The sequence below is a fragment of the Nocardia jinanensis genome, from assembly GCF_014645735.1.
GTDB lineage: Bacteria > Actinomycetota > Actinomycetes > Mycobacteriales > Mycobacteriaceae > Nocardia > Nocardia jinanensis.
This window is the reverse complement of record NZ_BMMH01000014.1, coordinates 1-14,676: the sequence shown is the minus strand read 5'-3', so window position 1 is coordinate 14,676 and position 14,676 is coordinate 1. Positions and strand designations below refer to the sequence as shown.

The window sequence follows — 14,676 nt, the reverse complement described above, 5'->3', positions numbered from 1 at the left end:
TGCGACCGAGCCGCAGGTCACGGGGTTGGGGAGAACACGGGTGGTCATATGACGCGCAGCGCGGTCATCTTCCAGGGGGTCGCGGTGCCGCGTTCGATACGTCCGGCGACCACGAGACGCCGAGGACCCCGCTGGTATGTGGCCATCATCTCCGCCGCCTGCTCCTCGACCTGGAACAACCGCACAGTACCGAGCACGGCCGATCCGAGCGTCCGGCTGGGAGCGTGATCACCTGCCACCAGGGAGCCGACCGCGAAGACCAGGCCGGGTGTGCACAGGGCGTTCAGCTGCGCGACCGGGCGCCGGCGGTCCAGTACCTCCAGCAGGATCCGGACCGCGGTCGTAGCGAAAGCCCTGGCACCGGCGGGCTCCGGACGCCGGACGCCGGCGTGCCCGGCACGCTGGGCACGCCGGACTCCCGCCGGAGCACTGTGGTTGCGCCGGAGCGTTTTCCGGTCCAGGCGTGTCGCACAGACCGACGCGGAGGTGGACGACTCCCGGTCAGAATCGCTGCCCTCCGGGTCACCGACGCCGACCGGATCCGTTCCCTGCGGCTCACCGGCCTCGCCGACTCTGATCCGCACCGCCGTACCACCCTCTCCCGAGGTACGGCCGGTGGCGGGCGTTGTCGACGATTCCCTCCGAGCCGACGCGTAGATCGGCTTCTCGTGGTTCGGTGGCGGAGGGACCGTGGCGGCGGTGATCGCATGGAGTCGTTCGTGGTCCGGTGCGGGACCGTCCCGGCGGCCGCGCGTATCCCGCGCGGCCACACAGCTTCGCGCACACGACCGGAGCACCGGCGGTTCGTACGCCGGTGCCCGGTGGAGAACCGGTCGGAAATCAGCCATATCGAAGCCCCCCTCGATGAACGGATCGCCCCCACGACGTTCCGACCGGGCCAGCATCGCACCTCGGCGCGCGGCAGTACAGATGATCACCGGATCTTTCAATGGATCATTGGTCGGCACGGCGTGTCTCGGTAGGACCCGACTCTCGGCGAGTCGTGCGCGCTGCCCGACGGAATACGACCTGTCGGGATCGATTGCTAACTTTGACCGTTACCGTTCGTTCGCTTTTCAGATACCGGGAGAGTTAGTGCTCGGCCATTCCCACGCCACCAGCGGCGCACTCGCGTTCGTCACCGCCGCCACCATCGTCCCGCCCGCCGTGCTGGAGTTCGTCCAGGGGCCGGTGGAGATCAGCGCACTGGAACTCGTCCTGGGAGCGTTCATCACGGCGGGAGCCGCGCTGCTCCCCGATATCGACCACCCCAACAGCACTATCGCGCAGTCGCTCGGGCCGGTGAGCAATACTCTCGCGAAAGGGGTTTCGGCGGTGTCCGGTGGGCACCGCAAAGGGACGCACGGCTTGCTGTTCGTCCTACTCGCCGGGTGGGCGACCTGGGCAGGCGTGCACCACCTGGGCCGGTACTTCACCCTGGGTGTGGTTTTCGTGATGCTGGCCTTCGGGGTGCGGGCGCTGCACCTGACGCCGAAAGGCGACTCGCTGCGCGCCTACGGCCTGTGCGTTCTGCTGGCCGGCGCGGGCACCGTTCTGATGGACCGCTGGCTACCGGACTCGCCCTACTGGCTACCGTTCGCGATCGGCCTGGGCGCGCTCATCCATATCGTCGGCGACTGTCTCACCGACCGCGGCTGCCCGCTGCTGTGGCCGCTGAAGCCCAAGCTGACGCTCCCGATCATCTCCCGGACGGGGAACAAGGTGGAGACCTGGGTGCTGACACCGTTGATGGGTCTGGTCACGGTCGGGTTGCTGTACGTCTACGCGGTGCCCAACTAGAACATGCGGGAGCAACACGCGATCGGCGAGCATGTCCTCACCTGCGATTATTCGCATAGTGTGCGGCTATGACCGAGGCGGCGGAGGATAGGTACCTTCCGCAGACCGGGTTGGCGGCGAAGCTCAATTGGCTGCGGGCCGGGGTGCTGGGTGCCAACGACGGGATCGTGTCGACCGCGGGACTCGTCGTCGGGGTCGCGGCCGCCTCGTCGGACACCGACACCATCCTCACGGCGGGGATCGCGGGAATCAGCGCGGGTGCCATCTCCATGGCGGTCGGTGAGTACGTCTCGGTGAGTACCCAGCGGGATACGGAGAAAGCGCTGCTCGCGCAGGAGATTCGGGAGCTCGAGCAGGATCCGGACGACGAACTCGACGAACTCACCGCGATCTACCACGCCAAGGGCCTGTCCGCGGAAACCGCGCGGAAGGTGGCCGAGGAGCTCACCGCCTTCGACGCGTTCGCCGCCCACGCCGAGGCCGAGCTGGGCCTGAATCCCGATGAACTGACCAACCCGTGGCATGCCGCCCTGTCCTCGGCGATCTCCTTCGCCGTCGGCGCGCTGCTGCCGCTGCTGGCGATCCTGCTGCCGCCGACGCCGGCGCGGATCCCGGTCACCATGGTCGCGGTCCTGCTCGCCTTGGCGCTCACCGGTTCGATCAGTGCCCGGCTGGGTGGCAGCAGCCGGGCACGGGCGGTGGCCCGGGTGGTGATCGGCGGTGCGCTGGCGATGGCGGTCACCTACGGGATCGGACAGTTCGCGGACGTCGCCGGTATCTGATCTGCCACGAATTCTGTTGCCGGAGCGACATTCTTGCTAAGTGAACCAGCGCCGAGTCGCATATTTTGTTGTACTTGGCGGGTGAGTTCTCTTTTCGCCGTATTGCCCGCGGCCGGGATCGAATCGGCCGCGCAGGCATATGAGCGTTACCAGTCCCTGGCCGGTGCGCCCGAGCCGACTCCACCGGCGCAGCCGGTCGGGGTCGTGTGCACCTTGATCCACCGCTCCGGTACCGGATTGCGGGTGTACCGGCGCCCCGATGCCCGCGGGGCACTACTGGAGGCCACTGTCGACGATCGTTTCGACTGTCTGCGCGCGTTGCTGGCCCTCACCGCGGACCGCGACCTGGCCGTGCTGGATGTCGCCACCCGCCGCTTCTACAATCCGCGCGGCGCCGCTCGGGTCCCCGTGACCACGGGTGATTTCCGGCTCCCCTATCTCACCGAGAGCATTCTCGACGAGATCCTGGAAACTCCCCCGGACCCACGTGACCCGGCCCTGAAGGTGATCCGCGCCCCCATGTGCCATATCCGCGCGCGCCGACTGCCGGAGGAGATATTCGAAATGGAGCATCGCGATCTCGACGCGTTCTTCCAGCTCTACACCGACGATTCGACACTGGTGCGCAAGACCATCTGGGCCTGGGCCACCGGTGACCCTTGGTGGCAGCAGGCCATCGCCTGGCAGCCCACCGAAGCGCCGGACCCGAGACGTCGCCCGCCGCCGGAGGACGATATCGACGCCGTCCTGGCCGAACTCCGGCAGATGGCCGAGGAGACACCGTTCGAATTGGGTGCGCTGGATCTGATCTCGGCCCTGGGCGATGTCGACAACCAGGCCCAGGCCATCCTCGACCGTGCGGATACCGACCCAACGGATCGGCCCTGAACAGGAGGAATCCCCGCCCCGCGGCGCCGAAGGCGCCGCCAAAATATACAGCTATTTCACCTCCACCCCGACCCGCAGCCGTACCGAATCGTCGCTGGTGCTCTGCAACGCCTGACCGATCAGGCTGCCGATATCGAGTTGCGGCGCGGAGGCGTTCAGCGCGTCGGTGAGGGGCGCGAGGCCCGGTTGCAGGGCGGCCAGTTCGGGCCCGGCCTCGTCGAGGAACTCACGCAGGCGTTGCAGCAGCGGCACCAGACCCCCGTCGCCGAGGTACATCTCCGGCGACCCCTCGGCGCCGGTGAACCTGCCCACCGCCTCGGTGAAATCGTCGAGTACTTCGGCGAATCGGGTGAACTCGGTGGCCGCGGCCGCGGTGGCCGGGCCCGACCAGTCGCTGTCGGCGGCGGCGGTCTCGAAATTGTCGAGCAGTTCGGCGATACGCGGTTCCCGGGACATGATCGTCGCCGCGAGCAGATCCGCGGCGCGGGTGAGTTCGGGTAGTGCCGCATCGGTGCCGTGCAGGGCGTCGCGCAGCGTGCGGACCAGCGACCCCATCGTGGCCGGATCGAGCTGGTTCATGGTCCGGGTGACCATCCGCGCGGCCTCCGGGATGGACAGCGGACTGTGGATATCCTCCGATTCCAGCCGCTGCCCGTCCCGCAGATACGGACCGGCCCCGGTCTTGGGGGCGAATTGAATGTAGGGCTCCCCCAATGCGGACAGATGCTCGACGGTGACCACACTGTCGGTGGACAGACGAGGCGAATCGTCGACCCGGAAACCGACCTCCACCCCGTCGGCGGCGCGGTCCACCGAGGTCACCCGGCCGACCTCGATACCGGTGAGCAGGACCGGTGACCCGACCCCGAGGCCGCCGGAATCGTCGAGGACCAGGGAGGCGTTCAGGTAATCGGCGAACGGGTCCGCGCGCACCACACCGAAGGTCAGATAGCTCGCGCCGAGCACGCTGATGGCCGCGATACCGCCCAGTGACGCCAGTGGACCGATCTTCATCGCACGGCTCCGATCATCCGCAGGGTTTCGATGATCCGGCTCACCTGATCGTCGGTGGACAGTGGATCTCCGGCACGCACCGATCGGATGTTCACCCGGGGCCCGTTCTCCACGAACGGAATGACCTTGTCCCGCAACAACGCGACGAGCAAGTTCAGATTCGAGGGCTGTCGCAGGTCGAGTGGACCGCCGGTCGCCAGCGGGACGAACGCCGCCGCGGCCGCGCCGCCGGATTGCGCCAGCGGTGCCAGCCAGGACAGCGATTGCCCGACCGGACCCAGCCCGCTGAAGATCTCGGTGACCCCGGCGATGGATTCGGTGGCGGCGTTCATCTGCTGAACCGATTCGGGTCGCAGGATATTGTCCAGTTCGTCCTGGATGCCGTGCATCACCTCGGCATTCGACGCGACACCGTGGAGCAGCAGGTCCACCTGGTCCAGATGCGCCGCCAGATCGACCGTATCGGTCGCCAGGACCTGCGCGATCCGCTTCGTCTCCGCCGGATCCTGGGGCAGTACCGAGTTGACGCGGTCGACGATGTCCTGCAACTGCCCCACCGACCCGCTGTTCACGAAGAACGCGATCGCGGCCATGGTGTCCTCGAGCTGCACCGGCGGCCGGGTGTGGTCGCGGGTGATGGTGTCGCCCGGACGCAGCAGTGTGCCGTATCCGTCGGGCGGGGTGCTCAGCGCGATATGGATATCGCCGAGGACCGTGTTCTGCCGGAGTTCGGCGATGGTGCTCGCCGGTAACTCGACCGAATCCTGCACCTCGATATCGACGACCACATATCCGGGGTTCTCGGTATCGCCGGGCACGACTTCTACCGTGTCCACATTGCCGACCTGGGCGCCGTTGGCGATCACCTTCGCCCGCGCCGGCAGGTTCAGCACATTGGTGAACTCGATCCGCAACCGGTAACTGTCCCCGGCGACCATCGCCCCCGGCACCGGTATATCGGACGGGTCGAACGCGCAGCCCGAGATCCCCAGGGCCGCCGCCAGTCCCCAGGCGGCCAGCCCGCGCCGTAACCGGGCGAGGTCCACTGTGATCCGCGCGGTCATCGAGCACCCACCGATCCCAGCACCAACTGCATCAGATCCAGATCGACCATGCCGTCGGCCGCACCCGCGCAGCGGCCGGGCGAGACCGCGTTCACCGCCGCGCACACCTGCTCGGCGTTCGCCTGCGGGATCGCCACCCGGGGCGGGGCGTAAGTGAGTCCGGGCGTCCCGGTCGCCGGATCGGTGACCGTCCGGAATGCCGAGACCAGTACCGGAGTAGTGCGCACAATGTCGGTCAGCGACCCCACGTTCGCGCGCAGCAACTTCACCGTCGGCACCAAGTCGTCCAATATCACCATCAGCGGATCGGACAGGATGACGGTGAGTTCGTTGAGCACCGGCAGGATCTCGCTCAGCCCGTCGAACAGTGTGATGCCGGGGGTGAGCAGTTCGCTGTGCGCCTGGTTCAGGGTCGGTGCCAGCCGGGTCAGCATCAGCTTCAGATCACCCCAGTGCTCGGCCACCTTGTTGGACACCGACGCGTAGGCGTCGAAGATCCCGGCGAGATGGGCGATATCGGCATCCGGTGATTCCAGGACACGGCCCAGCTGATCGATCAGGTGATTGATCTGAGGGCCGGTACCGGCCGAGGCCGCGTCGAGTACGTCCAGGCCACCGGCCAGCGCGTTCGGCCGGTCCTCGGTGCCGCCGATCTGATCGGACAGCTCCGCCAGAGCGGTGACGGTCTGGGTGAGGCTCTTCGGCGTGAGGGTTTTGGTCACGCACTGCCCCGGATCCCATTCCTCGGTGGACTTCCCGCTCGACAGCACCGCGAGTTCCCGGTCGGCGACCACGGTATCGGAGACCGTGGTGGCGCCGGAATCGGCGTAGAGCGGATGGTCGGCGTCGACCTCGAAATCCACACGCACCTTCGCTCCCGCCGGGGCGATACCGGTGACCGAACCGACGGAGATACCTCGCATCGACACCTGATTGCCCTGGTAGAGACCGATACTGTCCGGCATGATCGCGCAGTACGCGCGGGTCTGCTTCAGCGGTTCGAACGCGATCACATACGCCGCGGCCACGACCAGTACCAGCATCGCCGCCCCGGCGATCGACATGAGCCCCGGTGACCCGAGAATCCGCCTCAGCATCAGCACGCCTTCCCGGGAAGCGGGACACAGACGATCGCGCCGGGAGCGGTCACCGTGGTGCCCGACCGGTCGATGCGCACCCCGCCGTCCGGCCCGGCGAGCTCGCGCAGTTTCGTGCCCAGGCTCTGCGCCGACACGATCATCGGCTCCAGCCGGCTGCCGTATTCCTGGAGTCGCGGCAGCGCGTCGGCGAGTTGGCGGACCTTGGGCCGCAGGGTGCTGTCCCAGGCCGGTGCCAGCGCACTCACCCGCTGCACGACCGAACTCAGCAGCGCCAGGGCCTGCTTCAGTTCGGCCCGTTTGTCCAGCAGCACCGTCTCCATCAGGTTGACGTTGTCCATCAACCGGCCCAGATCGGTTTTCGCGCCGTCGTACATGGTGACGTACTCGTCGGCGGTGGCGATGGCGTTGGATACCTGGGTGCGCTGGCGTTCGATGGCGTCCAGGTAGCTGCCGACCGTATCCAGCACGCTGCGCAGCGATTCCGGTGCGGCATCGATGGAGGTGTCCAGCGCGGCGAGGTTGCGGCGCAGGGTGTCGCCGTCGGTTTCGCGCAGCGGTGTGGTGGCGTCCTGGAAGGTCTCCATCAGGCTGTAGGGCAGCCGGACCCGGTCGGCGGGGATCGGCTCGTCGCCCAATTCCTCGCCACCCGCCGGGAACAGTGCCACGTAGTGGCCGCCGACCAGGGTCAGCATCCGGATATCGAGGGAGCTGCGGTCGCCGACGAAGACATCGCGGTCGACGGTGAAGCTCATGGTCACCCGATCCGGTCTCAGTTCCAGTGACTTCACCTCGCCCACCGGGACCCCGGCCAGGCGGACGTCGTCACCGGGTTTGACCGACTGCGCTTCGCTGAGCTCAGCGGTATAGGTCCGCTTACCCAGCGGCACCACGTACAACGCTCCGACCGCGACCGCCAGCGCGGCCACCGCGCACACTCCGATAACGCCCAGCCGCAACTGTTTGCGCAGTTTCGTCGGTTCGTCGGTGATCGGCTGGTCGCGGTCGAACCAGCGGCCCAGCGCCGCCGTCCACTTCGTGAGGTTCACCCGTTGCATATCGCCACCTGCTGACCGCCGATCAGCACGCGCACCGGGGCGGGTACCTCGGCCGTGCCCTTACTGCACTCCGGCCGGAATCCCGTCGTCGCGCGGGGGAACGAGGTGTCCACCGCGACCAGCAGTCCGGGCAGGCGGCCGAAGACCTCCACGGCCTGCCGCGGATCGGGGAACAGATCTCGGATCATGGCGTCGATATCGGGACCCGCCTGCGGGCTCAGGCCCGCCGCCGCCAGCAGCCGATCCACCGGTTCGAGCACCGAGGGCGCACTCATCGCGAAATCGGCCAGCCCGCCGACATTGCGTTGCAACGCCTGGAAAATATCGGTGAGCCGAGCCAGTAGCGGCACCAGGTGGTACAGCCGGCCGCCCACTCGCTCGGACAGGTCGGACATGTTCCGGACCAGAGTGCCGATCACCTGCTGCCGATCGCCCACATACGCACTGAGCGTGCCGATCGCGTCCAGGGCGGGACCGATACCGGCGCCGTCGCCCTCGATCACCGCCAGCAGGCTCTCGGTCAGTTGGTTGACGGCCTCCGGGGACAGAGTCGCCAGTACCGGCTGCAGACCGTTGAACAAGCTCGTCACATCGAAGGACGGGATGGTCTGCTCCGGTCCTATGGTCGCCTCGCCGGCGAGCCGGATACCGGCGTTCGGCGGCTGTTGCAGGTCGATATACCGCTGGCCGGTGAGGTTCTGATACCGGATGGCCAGCGTGCTGTTGTCGTAGACCGGGGTGTCGGTGGTGACGGTCAGCCGGACCTTCGCCTTGTCGCCCTCCAGCGTCACGGCCTCGACCTTGCCGACCTGGACCCCGAACATCCGCACATCGTCACCGGTCTTCAGGCCGTTGGCGTCGGTGAACAGGGCGTGATGGGCTTCGGTCTCGCCGTCGACGGGTCGTTCGATGGCGCCGATCACCAAGGCGAGCACCAGGGCCATCACTCCCGCGAACAGAGCCAGCCGCCACGCGGCGCGCCGTGCGGTCATCGCGCGCCTCCCAGTTCCACATCCATATCGAGCACCGGGCCGTCGGGGCCCTCCTCGAAGGCGAGGCCGAGCCGGGTGAGCAGGGCGCGCAGGTCGGCGGCGGACTGCTGCGGGTCGGGAACGGCCAGCGCCAGCAGATTCAACGTGGGCGCGAGCGAATCGGTGTACCCGGACAACTGCCCGGCACTGTGCGCGGTGGCGGCCAGGGTCGGCAGGATATCGCCGGTGAGCGCCTTCACGCCCGCGTCGTAGTCGGCGCGATCGGTGCGCAGCACGTCGATATCGACGATCTGGTCGAGCACCTCGATGGTGGCGCCGGCGAACTGCCCGCCGCCCTCGAACGCCGGACCCAATCGCCCGACGAGTTCGTTCGCGGGCATCGACTGGTGGTCGGCGATCACCCGGCCCGCGGTGATCAGCGCCTCGGCCAGCGGGGTGAATGCCTTCACATCGGCGGCGGCCTGCGAGATCACCATGGCCATATCGGGTGTGAACACCGTATCGCCGGTCTGTGAAAGGGAACGCAGCAGCGCGCCCATGGTCGCGTCGTACACGTCGGCAGCACGGCCGCCGGTCAGATCGACCACCGCACCGGATTCCAGCGGCGTACCGCCGGCACCCGGCCGCAGTTCGATCTCGCTGATACCGAACAGGTTGGCGGGCGCGTAGTCGACCAGCATGCTGTCGTCGATCCCGTGCAGCCGGTTCCGGTCCAGGGTCAGGGCGATCTCCTGGGTGCCCCGCCCGGCGGGCGCGATATCGGTGACCGCACCGACCTGGACCCCGTCGATCCGCACCAGCGTGCCAGCCACGACACCGTCACCGATCTGTTCGGTCCGCAACGCGATGCGCAATCCGTCGTCCGAGGTCAGTTCCCGGTACCCGTAACCGGCCAAGGTGAGCACCACCAGCGCCGCGATCACAACCACACCGACCCGCCGCGCACTGCGCGGATCGGCGGCGACCCCGGGCATTCCGTACTTCGGCATCTGTCCCTATCCCGTGAAGCTGATCGCCGCGTCGAATCCCCACAGCACGAGGGTCAGCACCATATCGATGGCGATGATGGCGACGAAACTGGCGCGGACGGCGCGGCCCGAGGCGATACCGACACCTTCGGGTCCACCGGTGGCGAAGAAGCCGTAGTAGCTGTGCACGCAGATCACCACGGTGCCGAAAACAGCGACCTTCACCGTGGCCGCGATGATGTCGAACCCCGCGATGAACTGGAAGAAGTAGTGGTCGTAGACACCGGCGGACTGGCCGTGGACCAGCGTGATCAGCCCACGGCAGGCGAAATACGAGCCGATCAGCGCGATCAGGAAGGTCGGCACAATGGCGATCGCCCCGGCGACGACACGGGTGGTCACCACGAACGGCACCGACCGCAATCCCAGCGCCTCGATGGCGTCGATCTCCTCGGAGATGCGCATGGATCCGATCTCCGCGGTGATCCGGCAGCCCGCCTGTGCGGCGAAACCCACCGCCGCGGCGATGGGGGCCAGTTCCCGGGTGGTCGCGAAGGCGGAGACGATACCGGTGACCGGGCCCATCCCCAGCATGTCGAGAGTGGCGAAGGATTCCACGCCGATCGACGCGCCGATCACCAGGCCCATCACGATCATCATGGGCACGGTGCCACCGCCGACGATTATCGAACCGCGACCCCAGGTCATATCGGTGATGACGCGCAGGGTCTCGGCGCGGTACCGGCGCAGGGCCAGCGGTATCGAGGACAACACCTGCCAGCAGAACACCAACACGAAGCCCAGCGAGTCCACCGCGCCCAGGACGCGGCTCCCGCGCCGGAAGTAGCGCGCGAGGAACCCGAGTCCCCTCGGGACGTACGAGGTCGCGGCCATCACGCCAGCCTGGTGGGCAGGAACATAGCGGTCACCTGGGTCATCGCCAGATTGACGATCACGATCGATACCACCGACAGCACCACGGCGGCGTTCACCGCGTCGGCGACACCGCGCGGTCCGCCCTTGGCCTCCAGGCCACGCTGGCAGGCGATGATCACCACCAGGAATCCGAAGATGAGTGCCTTGAGCAGCGATACCCATACGTCGGCGGCGGTGGTGAAGGAACCGAAGGTCGCCCAATAGGAACCGGGTGTGACGCCCTGCCCGCCGATCGCGACCAGATATCCGGCGATGACGCCGACGAAGATCACCAGAATATTGAGCAGTGGCGCGACCAGCAGCATGGCCACCATCCGCGGGATCACCAGCCGGTGCACCGGGCTGATGCCCATGGTGTGCAGCGCGTCGATTTCCTCGCGGATGGTGCGGGCGCCGAGGTCGGCGGCGATGGCGGCCGCGCCCGCGCCGCCGAGCAGGAAGCCGGTGGCCATGGGCGCGCCCTGTTTGATGACGCCGAGACCGCCGGTGGCACCGAGCAGCGAATCGGCTCCGAGATTATGGATGAGATTGCCGACCTGCACCGAGACGATCACCCCGAACGGGATCGCCATCAGGATCGCGGGAAAGGCGGTGACCGTGACCAGCCGCCATGCCTGGACCAGCATCTCCTGCCACTGGAACCGGTTGCGCATCAGATCCGACGCCGCGCCGCTGACCGATTCCTGGGCGATCCCGACCGCGCGGCCGAAAGTGCGCAGCGAAGAGACAACCGTGCCCGAGAAATTCCGCTGGACGATTTCCCGCGCGGACGGATTTCGCGCGAGTTCGGCGGAATTCTCCACGGAATCGATCGCCGCGCTGTGGCGCTCGGAGTTCATGGCCGAGATCCAGGTACCGCTCTCGCGGGACGGATTGTTGCGATTTTCATGCGTGTGATCTCTCCGGTCCGGCATCGATGCCAACGGAGAGGAAGCTAATCGTTACTCGAGGTGACGGACAAATCCGCGACGGTGTGACAGTGACCACGACATTTGGACGCCGTACATCAATTTTTGGAAATCGTGCGAGTCGGCACCGGAACAACCCGGACGAATTAGAACATGTTTCACCTGATTGATCAGTGCGGTCCGCACGAATAACTCCGGACCGTTTCAGTCATCCAGGTCGACGCGAATCGTCAGCAGGTCGGTGCCCATCACACGCACCGCGGCACTGTTGCCACGCGGTAGCGAAGCCAGCCTGCGCACCGCGTCGTCCTCGGGGAGCGGATGCGCGGTCCCCGAATACCATTCACCGCGCAATCGCACCCGGACCCGGCCGTCCGCGCGAATATTGCGCACATAATCCGAGCGGTCCCCGAACTCGGACACGAACCAGAACTCGTTCCCGGCCCGCCGGCCACCGACCGGCACAACCCGGGGCACGCCACTGACCCGCCCCGTGGTCTCCAGCAACTGCTGCGCCGGCCGCTTCCGGTTCAGCGGATTGGCCACATACCGCTGGATGGTGGTGACAATGCGATGTTTCATACGCCGCATATCGGTCATGTGGCGACGGTAACATCGGCCCGGCAACGGTGCGCCGAGAATACGACCGGCCGAACGAATCGTCGGATCATTCGACCGAAGCGCACGCCATGGGTGACAATTCCCCCGTGCGAACTCAGTTCACCAACGAGCTCGTCGCGTTGACCGCGGATCTGACGCAGATGTGCCGCATCACCCACGAAGCGGCCGAACGCGTCACCGATGCCGTCGTCGGGGCCGACCTCGCCGCGACCTACGAGGTCTTCGCCCTCGACGAACGCCTGCAGACGATGTACGGCGCCTGCGAGGCGCGCACCGTTGTCCTGCTCGCGCTACAGGCGCCGGTCGCCCGCGATCTACGCCATGTGGTGACCGCGATCCAGATCGCCGGTGAACTGTCCCGGATCGGCTGGTTGTTCAGCCGGGTGGCCGACCAGGTGTACCAAACCCATCCCGACCCGATCGCTCCGGCGCCCGTACTCGGCGTACTGGCACAGATGGCGGGTCTCACCGCCGAATGCACCGCCCGGGCCCAGTACGCCGTCACCCGCGGCCGGCACACCCCCGCCGACGACACCGGCGCCGCGGCCATGCAGATCCTGAACCAGAAACTGCACAACGCGCTGTCGGCGACCACGGGAACCCCCACCGAAACCGCGATCATGCTCGCGCTGGTCGGCCACAAGCTGTCACGAACCCTGGATCACACCGACCGGATCGAACGGTTGATCCACTTCCTGGACACCGGTATCCCGCCGACCGCTCAGATCCGCGCCGACGACGAGGCCGCCGAGATCGCGGAATGAACCCCGGCCGGGGGCGGGCGGACACCCGCGCCGATACCGCTCAGGCGGATTAGCTCCCAATCATGGGAATTCCCTATGCTTTTCACCTGACGGCGGATCGGCGTACACCCGGAGTCGGGATACCGGCCATCTACCGCACACCTACATCTTCATACCCATAGACCGGCCGGATCCGTTCCGGCCCGAATACGTCACGGCGAGGCGCACCCGGTGCGGAAACGACCACGGGTCTCCCCCTCATCAAGCCCCGCGGTGCGTCGCGGTCACCGGTCCGGACAACCGGCCCGCGACTCGCGCCGGGCATTCATCGCCCTCGCTCGTGACAAGCCCGCCCCCGAGTCGGCGCCGGCACGGCGACTCGGGGGCGGTGCCCTTTCCAGACGGAACAGGAATACCCCGCGCGCCCACCGGGTACTCCCGGTCAGGTATGCCGAATCTCACACCGGACAGTAGCTTTCGGTTAGCTGACCGCCCGGTAGCTTGACGCTCGGCACATCCCGGTACCTCGGCAAGGAATTTTGTTGAAGCGCACAGCAAGTGAATACGAACAGGGCGTCGAGCCCATCGCCCATCGATCCGCGGAGGTCCGGCGATGAACTCGCTACTGTCTGCACTGCCCGCCCCGGCCCGCAAGTTCGCCGCCTTCGTCGTTCCCGTCCTGATCGCGATCGCCTTGGCCGCCGGCCTTCTCCTGGAGGGCTGTAGCACCGCGACCGATCCCGCGGCCGGCGCCGCGAAATCCGTCGCCGGCACGGCCGCCGAAATACGATCCGCGCTCGACCACCTGCCGGTGAAGACCGAGGTGGGGATGGCCGGGTACAGCCGGGAGAAGTTCCCGCACTGGGACAACAACGAAGCCGAACACGGTTTCGGCCCGGAATTCGCCCAGTACAGCAAATGCACCACCCGCGAGGTGATGATGCTGCGCGATGCCACCGGCGATGTCAGCCTCGATCAGAAGACCTGCGATCTGAAGATCGGCAAAGGCGGCGGCTGGCAGGACGCCTATGGCGTCATGGACAGCAAGACCGGAAAGCTGAAGCCGTACAAGTTCATCGCCGAGGCCAAATCGGTCGACGCCGAGCACATCGTCCCGCTCGCCGAGGCCTGGCGATCAGGTGCGAAAGACCTCGATACCGATACCCGGCGCCGGATCGCCAACGACGCGCTGAACCTCATCGCCTCCGACCCGTCGGCCAACCGCTCCAAGGGCGATCAGGACGCCGCGCACTATCTGCCACCGGGAAGCTTCCGGTGTGGCTATATCTCACATTATGTCCAGGTCAAGCTAAAGTACGGCCTGAGCGTGGACCCAGAGGAACAGACCGCACTGCGCACCGCGGTGGACGATTGCGTCGAACGGGGTGAGTTCAAATAGCCGAAGTCATCGAGTTACCCGAAGCGGCAGCGGTGATGACCCGGGAAACCGGGACGATCTCCGGTGATCTCGATATCACCCTCGATCCCGAGGGGTTCGGTCTCGTCCGCTATCGGGAGACCGAGGACTGGTACACGATAGGCAATCTGGACGACGATGAGCCGCGCACCTGGAAGACCGGTGCGGAATTGGCGGAGGCGATCACGAAGGGGATCGGGGCTCGCGACCCCGCGGGTAATACGATCCCGTTCGAATGCTGAATTTATTGCGTCGCCTGCGGCGCCGCGGGGCGGGGCCCTATTAACCCCGGTTCTTCACTCCTTCGCTCAGTCGCTGCGCTCCTTCGCTACGTCGCTCCAGAACCGGGGCGGGCCCCGCCACTGACATGGACCGTCCGGAGAAGACG

General features: G+C 67.0%; 16 protein-coding genes. 6 read left to right on the top strand and 10 right to left on the bottom strand.

Annotation, left to right across the window (positions count from 1 at the left end; all coding sequences use genetic code 11):
• Positions 1–44: 44 nt before the first annotated feature.
• A complete protein-coding gene (locus tag IEY68_RS26380) occupies positions 45–584 on the bottom strand; it encodes an Rv3235 family protein (protein ID WP_156426208.1) in 540 nt (179 codons plus the stop codon).
• A gap of 511 nt (positions 585–1,095) precedes the next feature.
• Here IEY68_RS26380 and IEY68_RS26375 point away from each other — a divergent pair.
• The 3 genes from IEY68_RS26375 to IEY68_RS26365 all read left to right on the top strand — a co-directional run bounded on the left by IEY68_RS26375 (position 1,096) and on the right by IEY68_RS26365 (position 3,470).
• Complete coding sequence (locus tag IEY68_RS26375; protein WP_058855099.1) at positions 1,096–1,800, top strand: metal-dependent hydrolase; 705 nt, start codon at positions 1,096–1,098, stop codon at positions 1,798–1,800.
• Positions 1,801–1,868: 68 nt separating this feature from the next.
• Complete coding sequence (locus IEY68_RS26370) at positions 1,869–2,582, top strand: VIT1/CCC1 transporter family protein (protein ID WP_058855100.1); 714 nt, start codon at positions 1,869–1,871, stop codon at positions 2,580–2,582.
• A gap of 81 nt (positions 2,583–2,663) precedes the next feature.
• Complete coding sequence (locus IEY68_RS26365; protein ID WP_062999232.1) at positions 2,664–3,470, top strand: hypothetical protein; 807 nt, start codon at positions 2,664–2,666, stop codon at positions 3,468–3,470.
• Between the two features lie 51 nt (positions 3,471–3,521).
• Here IEY68_RS26365 and IEY68_RS26360 read toward each other — a convergent pair whose 3' ends face one another.
• The 9 genes from IEY68_RS26360 to IEY68_RS26320 form a co-directional block, all read right to left on the bottom strand.
• Complete coding sequence (locus IEY68_RS26360; protein ID WP_058855102.1) at positions 3,522–4,484, bottom strand: MlaD family protein; 963 nt, start codon at positions 4,482–4,484, stop codon at positions 3,522–3,524.
• Positions 4,481–5,548, bottom strand: a complete 1,068-nt coding sequence (locus IEY68_RS26355; RefSeq protein WP_058855103.1) for an MlaD family protein — start codon at positions 5,546–5,548, stop codon at positions 4,481–4,483. Before IEY68_RS26355 ends, IEY68_RS26360 begins: the two co-directional genes overlap by 4 nt.
• Entirely contained in the window at positions 5,545–6,645 is a 1,101-nt protein-coding gene (locus IEY68_RS26350; protein ID WP_058855142.1) for an MlaD family protein, read from the bottom strand. Before IEY68_RS26350 ends, IEY68_RS26355 begins: the two co-directional genes overlap by 4 nt.
• Positions 6,645–7,703: an MCE family protein gene (locus tag IEY68_RS26345; protein ID WP_058855104.1), complete on the bottom strand. Its 1,059-nt coding sequence runs from the start codon at positions 7,701–7,703 to the stop codon at positions 6,645–6,647. The genes IEY68_RS26350 and IEY68_RS26345 overlap by 1 nt, the downstream gene beginning before the upstream one ends.
• Positions 7,691–8,695: an MlaD family protein gene (locus IEY68_RS26340; RefSeq protein WP_058855105.1), complete on the bottom strand. Its 1,005-nt coding sequence runs from the start codon at positions 8,693–8,695 to the stop codon at positions 7,691–7,693. Before IEY68_RS26340 ends, IEY68_RS26345 begins: the two co-directional genes overlap by 13 nt.
• Positions 8,692–9,684: an MlaD family protein gene (locus IEY68_RS26335; RefSeq protein WP_058855106.1), complete on the bottom strand. Its 993-nt coding sequence runs from the start codon at positions 9,682–9,684 to the stop codon at positions 8,692–8,694. Before IEY68_RS26335 ends, IEY68_RS26340 begins: the two co-directional genes overlap by 4 nt.
• 6 nt (positions 9,685–9,690) lie before the next feature.
• The gene (locus IEY68_RS26330; protein ID WP_058855107.1) at positions 9,691–10,557 is read right to left on the bottom strand and encodes an MlaE family ABC transporter permease; all 867 of its coding nucleotides are present in this window, start codon (positions 10,555–10,557) and stop codon (positions 9,691–9,693) included.
• Entirely contained in the window at positions 10,557–11,438 is an 882-nt protein-coding gene (locus IEY68_RS26325) for an ABC transporter permease (RefSeq protein WP_058855143.1), read from the bottom strand. Before IEY68_RS26325 ends, IEY68_RS26330 begins: the two co-directional genes overlap by 1 nt.
• Positions 11,439–11,711: 273 nt before the next feature.
• Positions 11,712–12,107, bottom strand: a complete 396-nt coding sequence (locus IEY68_RS26320; RefSeq protein WP_058855108.1) for a nitroreductase/quinone reductase family protein — start codon at positions 12,105–12,107, stop codon at positions 11,712–11,714.
• Positions 12,108–12,214: 107 nt separating this feature from the next.
• Here IEY68_RS26320 and IEY68_RS26315 point away from each other — a divergent pair, with 107 nt between their 5' ends.
• The 3 genes from IEY68_RS26315 (at position 12,215) to IEY68_RS26305 (ending at position 14,530) form a co-directional block, all read left to right on the top strand.
• Positions 12,215–12,892: a phosphate signaling complex PhoU family protein gene (locus IEY68_RS26315; protein ID WP_229719014.1), complete on the top strand. Its 678-nt coding sequence runs from the start codon at positions 12,215–12,217 to the stop codon at positions 12,890–12,892.
• Positions 12,893–13,484: 592 nt separating this feature from the next.
• Positions 13,485–14,270 (top strand): HNH endonuclease family protein, encoded by a 786-nt coding sequence (locus tag IEY68_RS26310; protein ID WP_058855109.1) that lies wholly within the window; start codon positions 13,485–13,487, stop codon positions 14,268–14,270.
• 35 nt (positions 14,271–14,305) lie between these two features.
• The gene (locus IEY68_RS26305; RefSeq protein ID WP_189094506.1) at positions 14,306–14,530 is read left to right on the top strand and encodes a hypothetical protein; all 225 of its coding nucleotides are present in this window, start codon (positions 14,306–14,308) and stop codon (positions 14,528–14,530) included.
• Positions 14,531–14,676 lie beyond the last annotated feature (146 nt).

Excerpts from the sequence above, each read along its gene's own strand:
- IEY68_RS26370 (WP_058855100.1), top strand. The coding sequence starts at position 1,869 with ATGACCGAGGCGGCGGAGGATAGGTACCTTCCGCAGACCGGGTTGGCG.
- IEY68_RS26360 (WP_058855102.1), bottom strand. The coding sequence starts at position 4,484 with ATGAAGATCGGTCCACTGGCGTCACTGGGCGGTATCGCGGCCATCAGC.
- IEY68_RS26355 (WP_058855103.1), bottom strand. The coding sequence starts at position 5,548 with ATGACCGCGCGGATCACAGTGGACCTCGCCCGGTTACGGCGCGGGCTG.
- IEY68_RS26350 (WP_058855142.1), bottom strand. The coding sequence starts at position 6,645 with ATGCTGAGGCGGATTCTCGGGTCACCGGGGCTCATGTCGATCGCCGGG.
- IEY68_RS26345 (WP_058855104.1), bottom strand. The coding sequence starts at position 7,703 with ATGCAACGGGTGAACCTCACGAAGTGGACGGCGGCGCTGGGCCGCTGG.
- IEY68_RS26340 (WP_058855105.1), bottom strand. The coding sequence starts at position 8,695 with ATGACCGCACGGCGCGCCGCGTGGCGGCTGGCTCTGTTCGCGGGAGTG.
- IEY68_RS26335 (WP_058855106.1), bottom strand. The coding sequence starts at position 9,684 with ATGCCGAAGTACGGAATGCCCGGGGTCGCCGCCGATCCGCGCAGTGCG.
- IEY68_RS26330 (WP_058855107.1), bottom strand. The coding sequence starts at position 10,557 with ATGGCCGCGACCTCGTACGTCCCGAGGGGACTCGGGTTCCTCGCGCGC.
- IEY68_RS26325 (WP_058855143.1), bottom strand. The coding sequence starts at position 11,438 with ATGAACTCCGAGCGCCACAGCGCGGCGATCGATTCCGTGGAGAATTCC.
- IEY68_RS26320 (WP_058855108.1), bottom strand. The coding sequence starts at position 12,107 with ATGACCGATATGCGGCGTATGAAACATCGCATTGTCACCACCATCCAG.
- IEY68_RS26310 (WP_058855109.1), top strand. The coding sequence starts at position 13,485 with ATGAACTCGCTACTGTCTGCACTGCCCGCCCCGGCCCGCAAGTTCGCC.
- IEY68_RS26305 (WP_189094506.1), top strand. The coding sequence starts at position 14,306 with ATGACCCGGGAAACCGGGACGATCTCCGGTGATCTCGATATCACCCTC.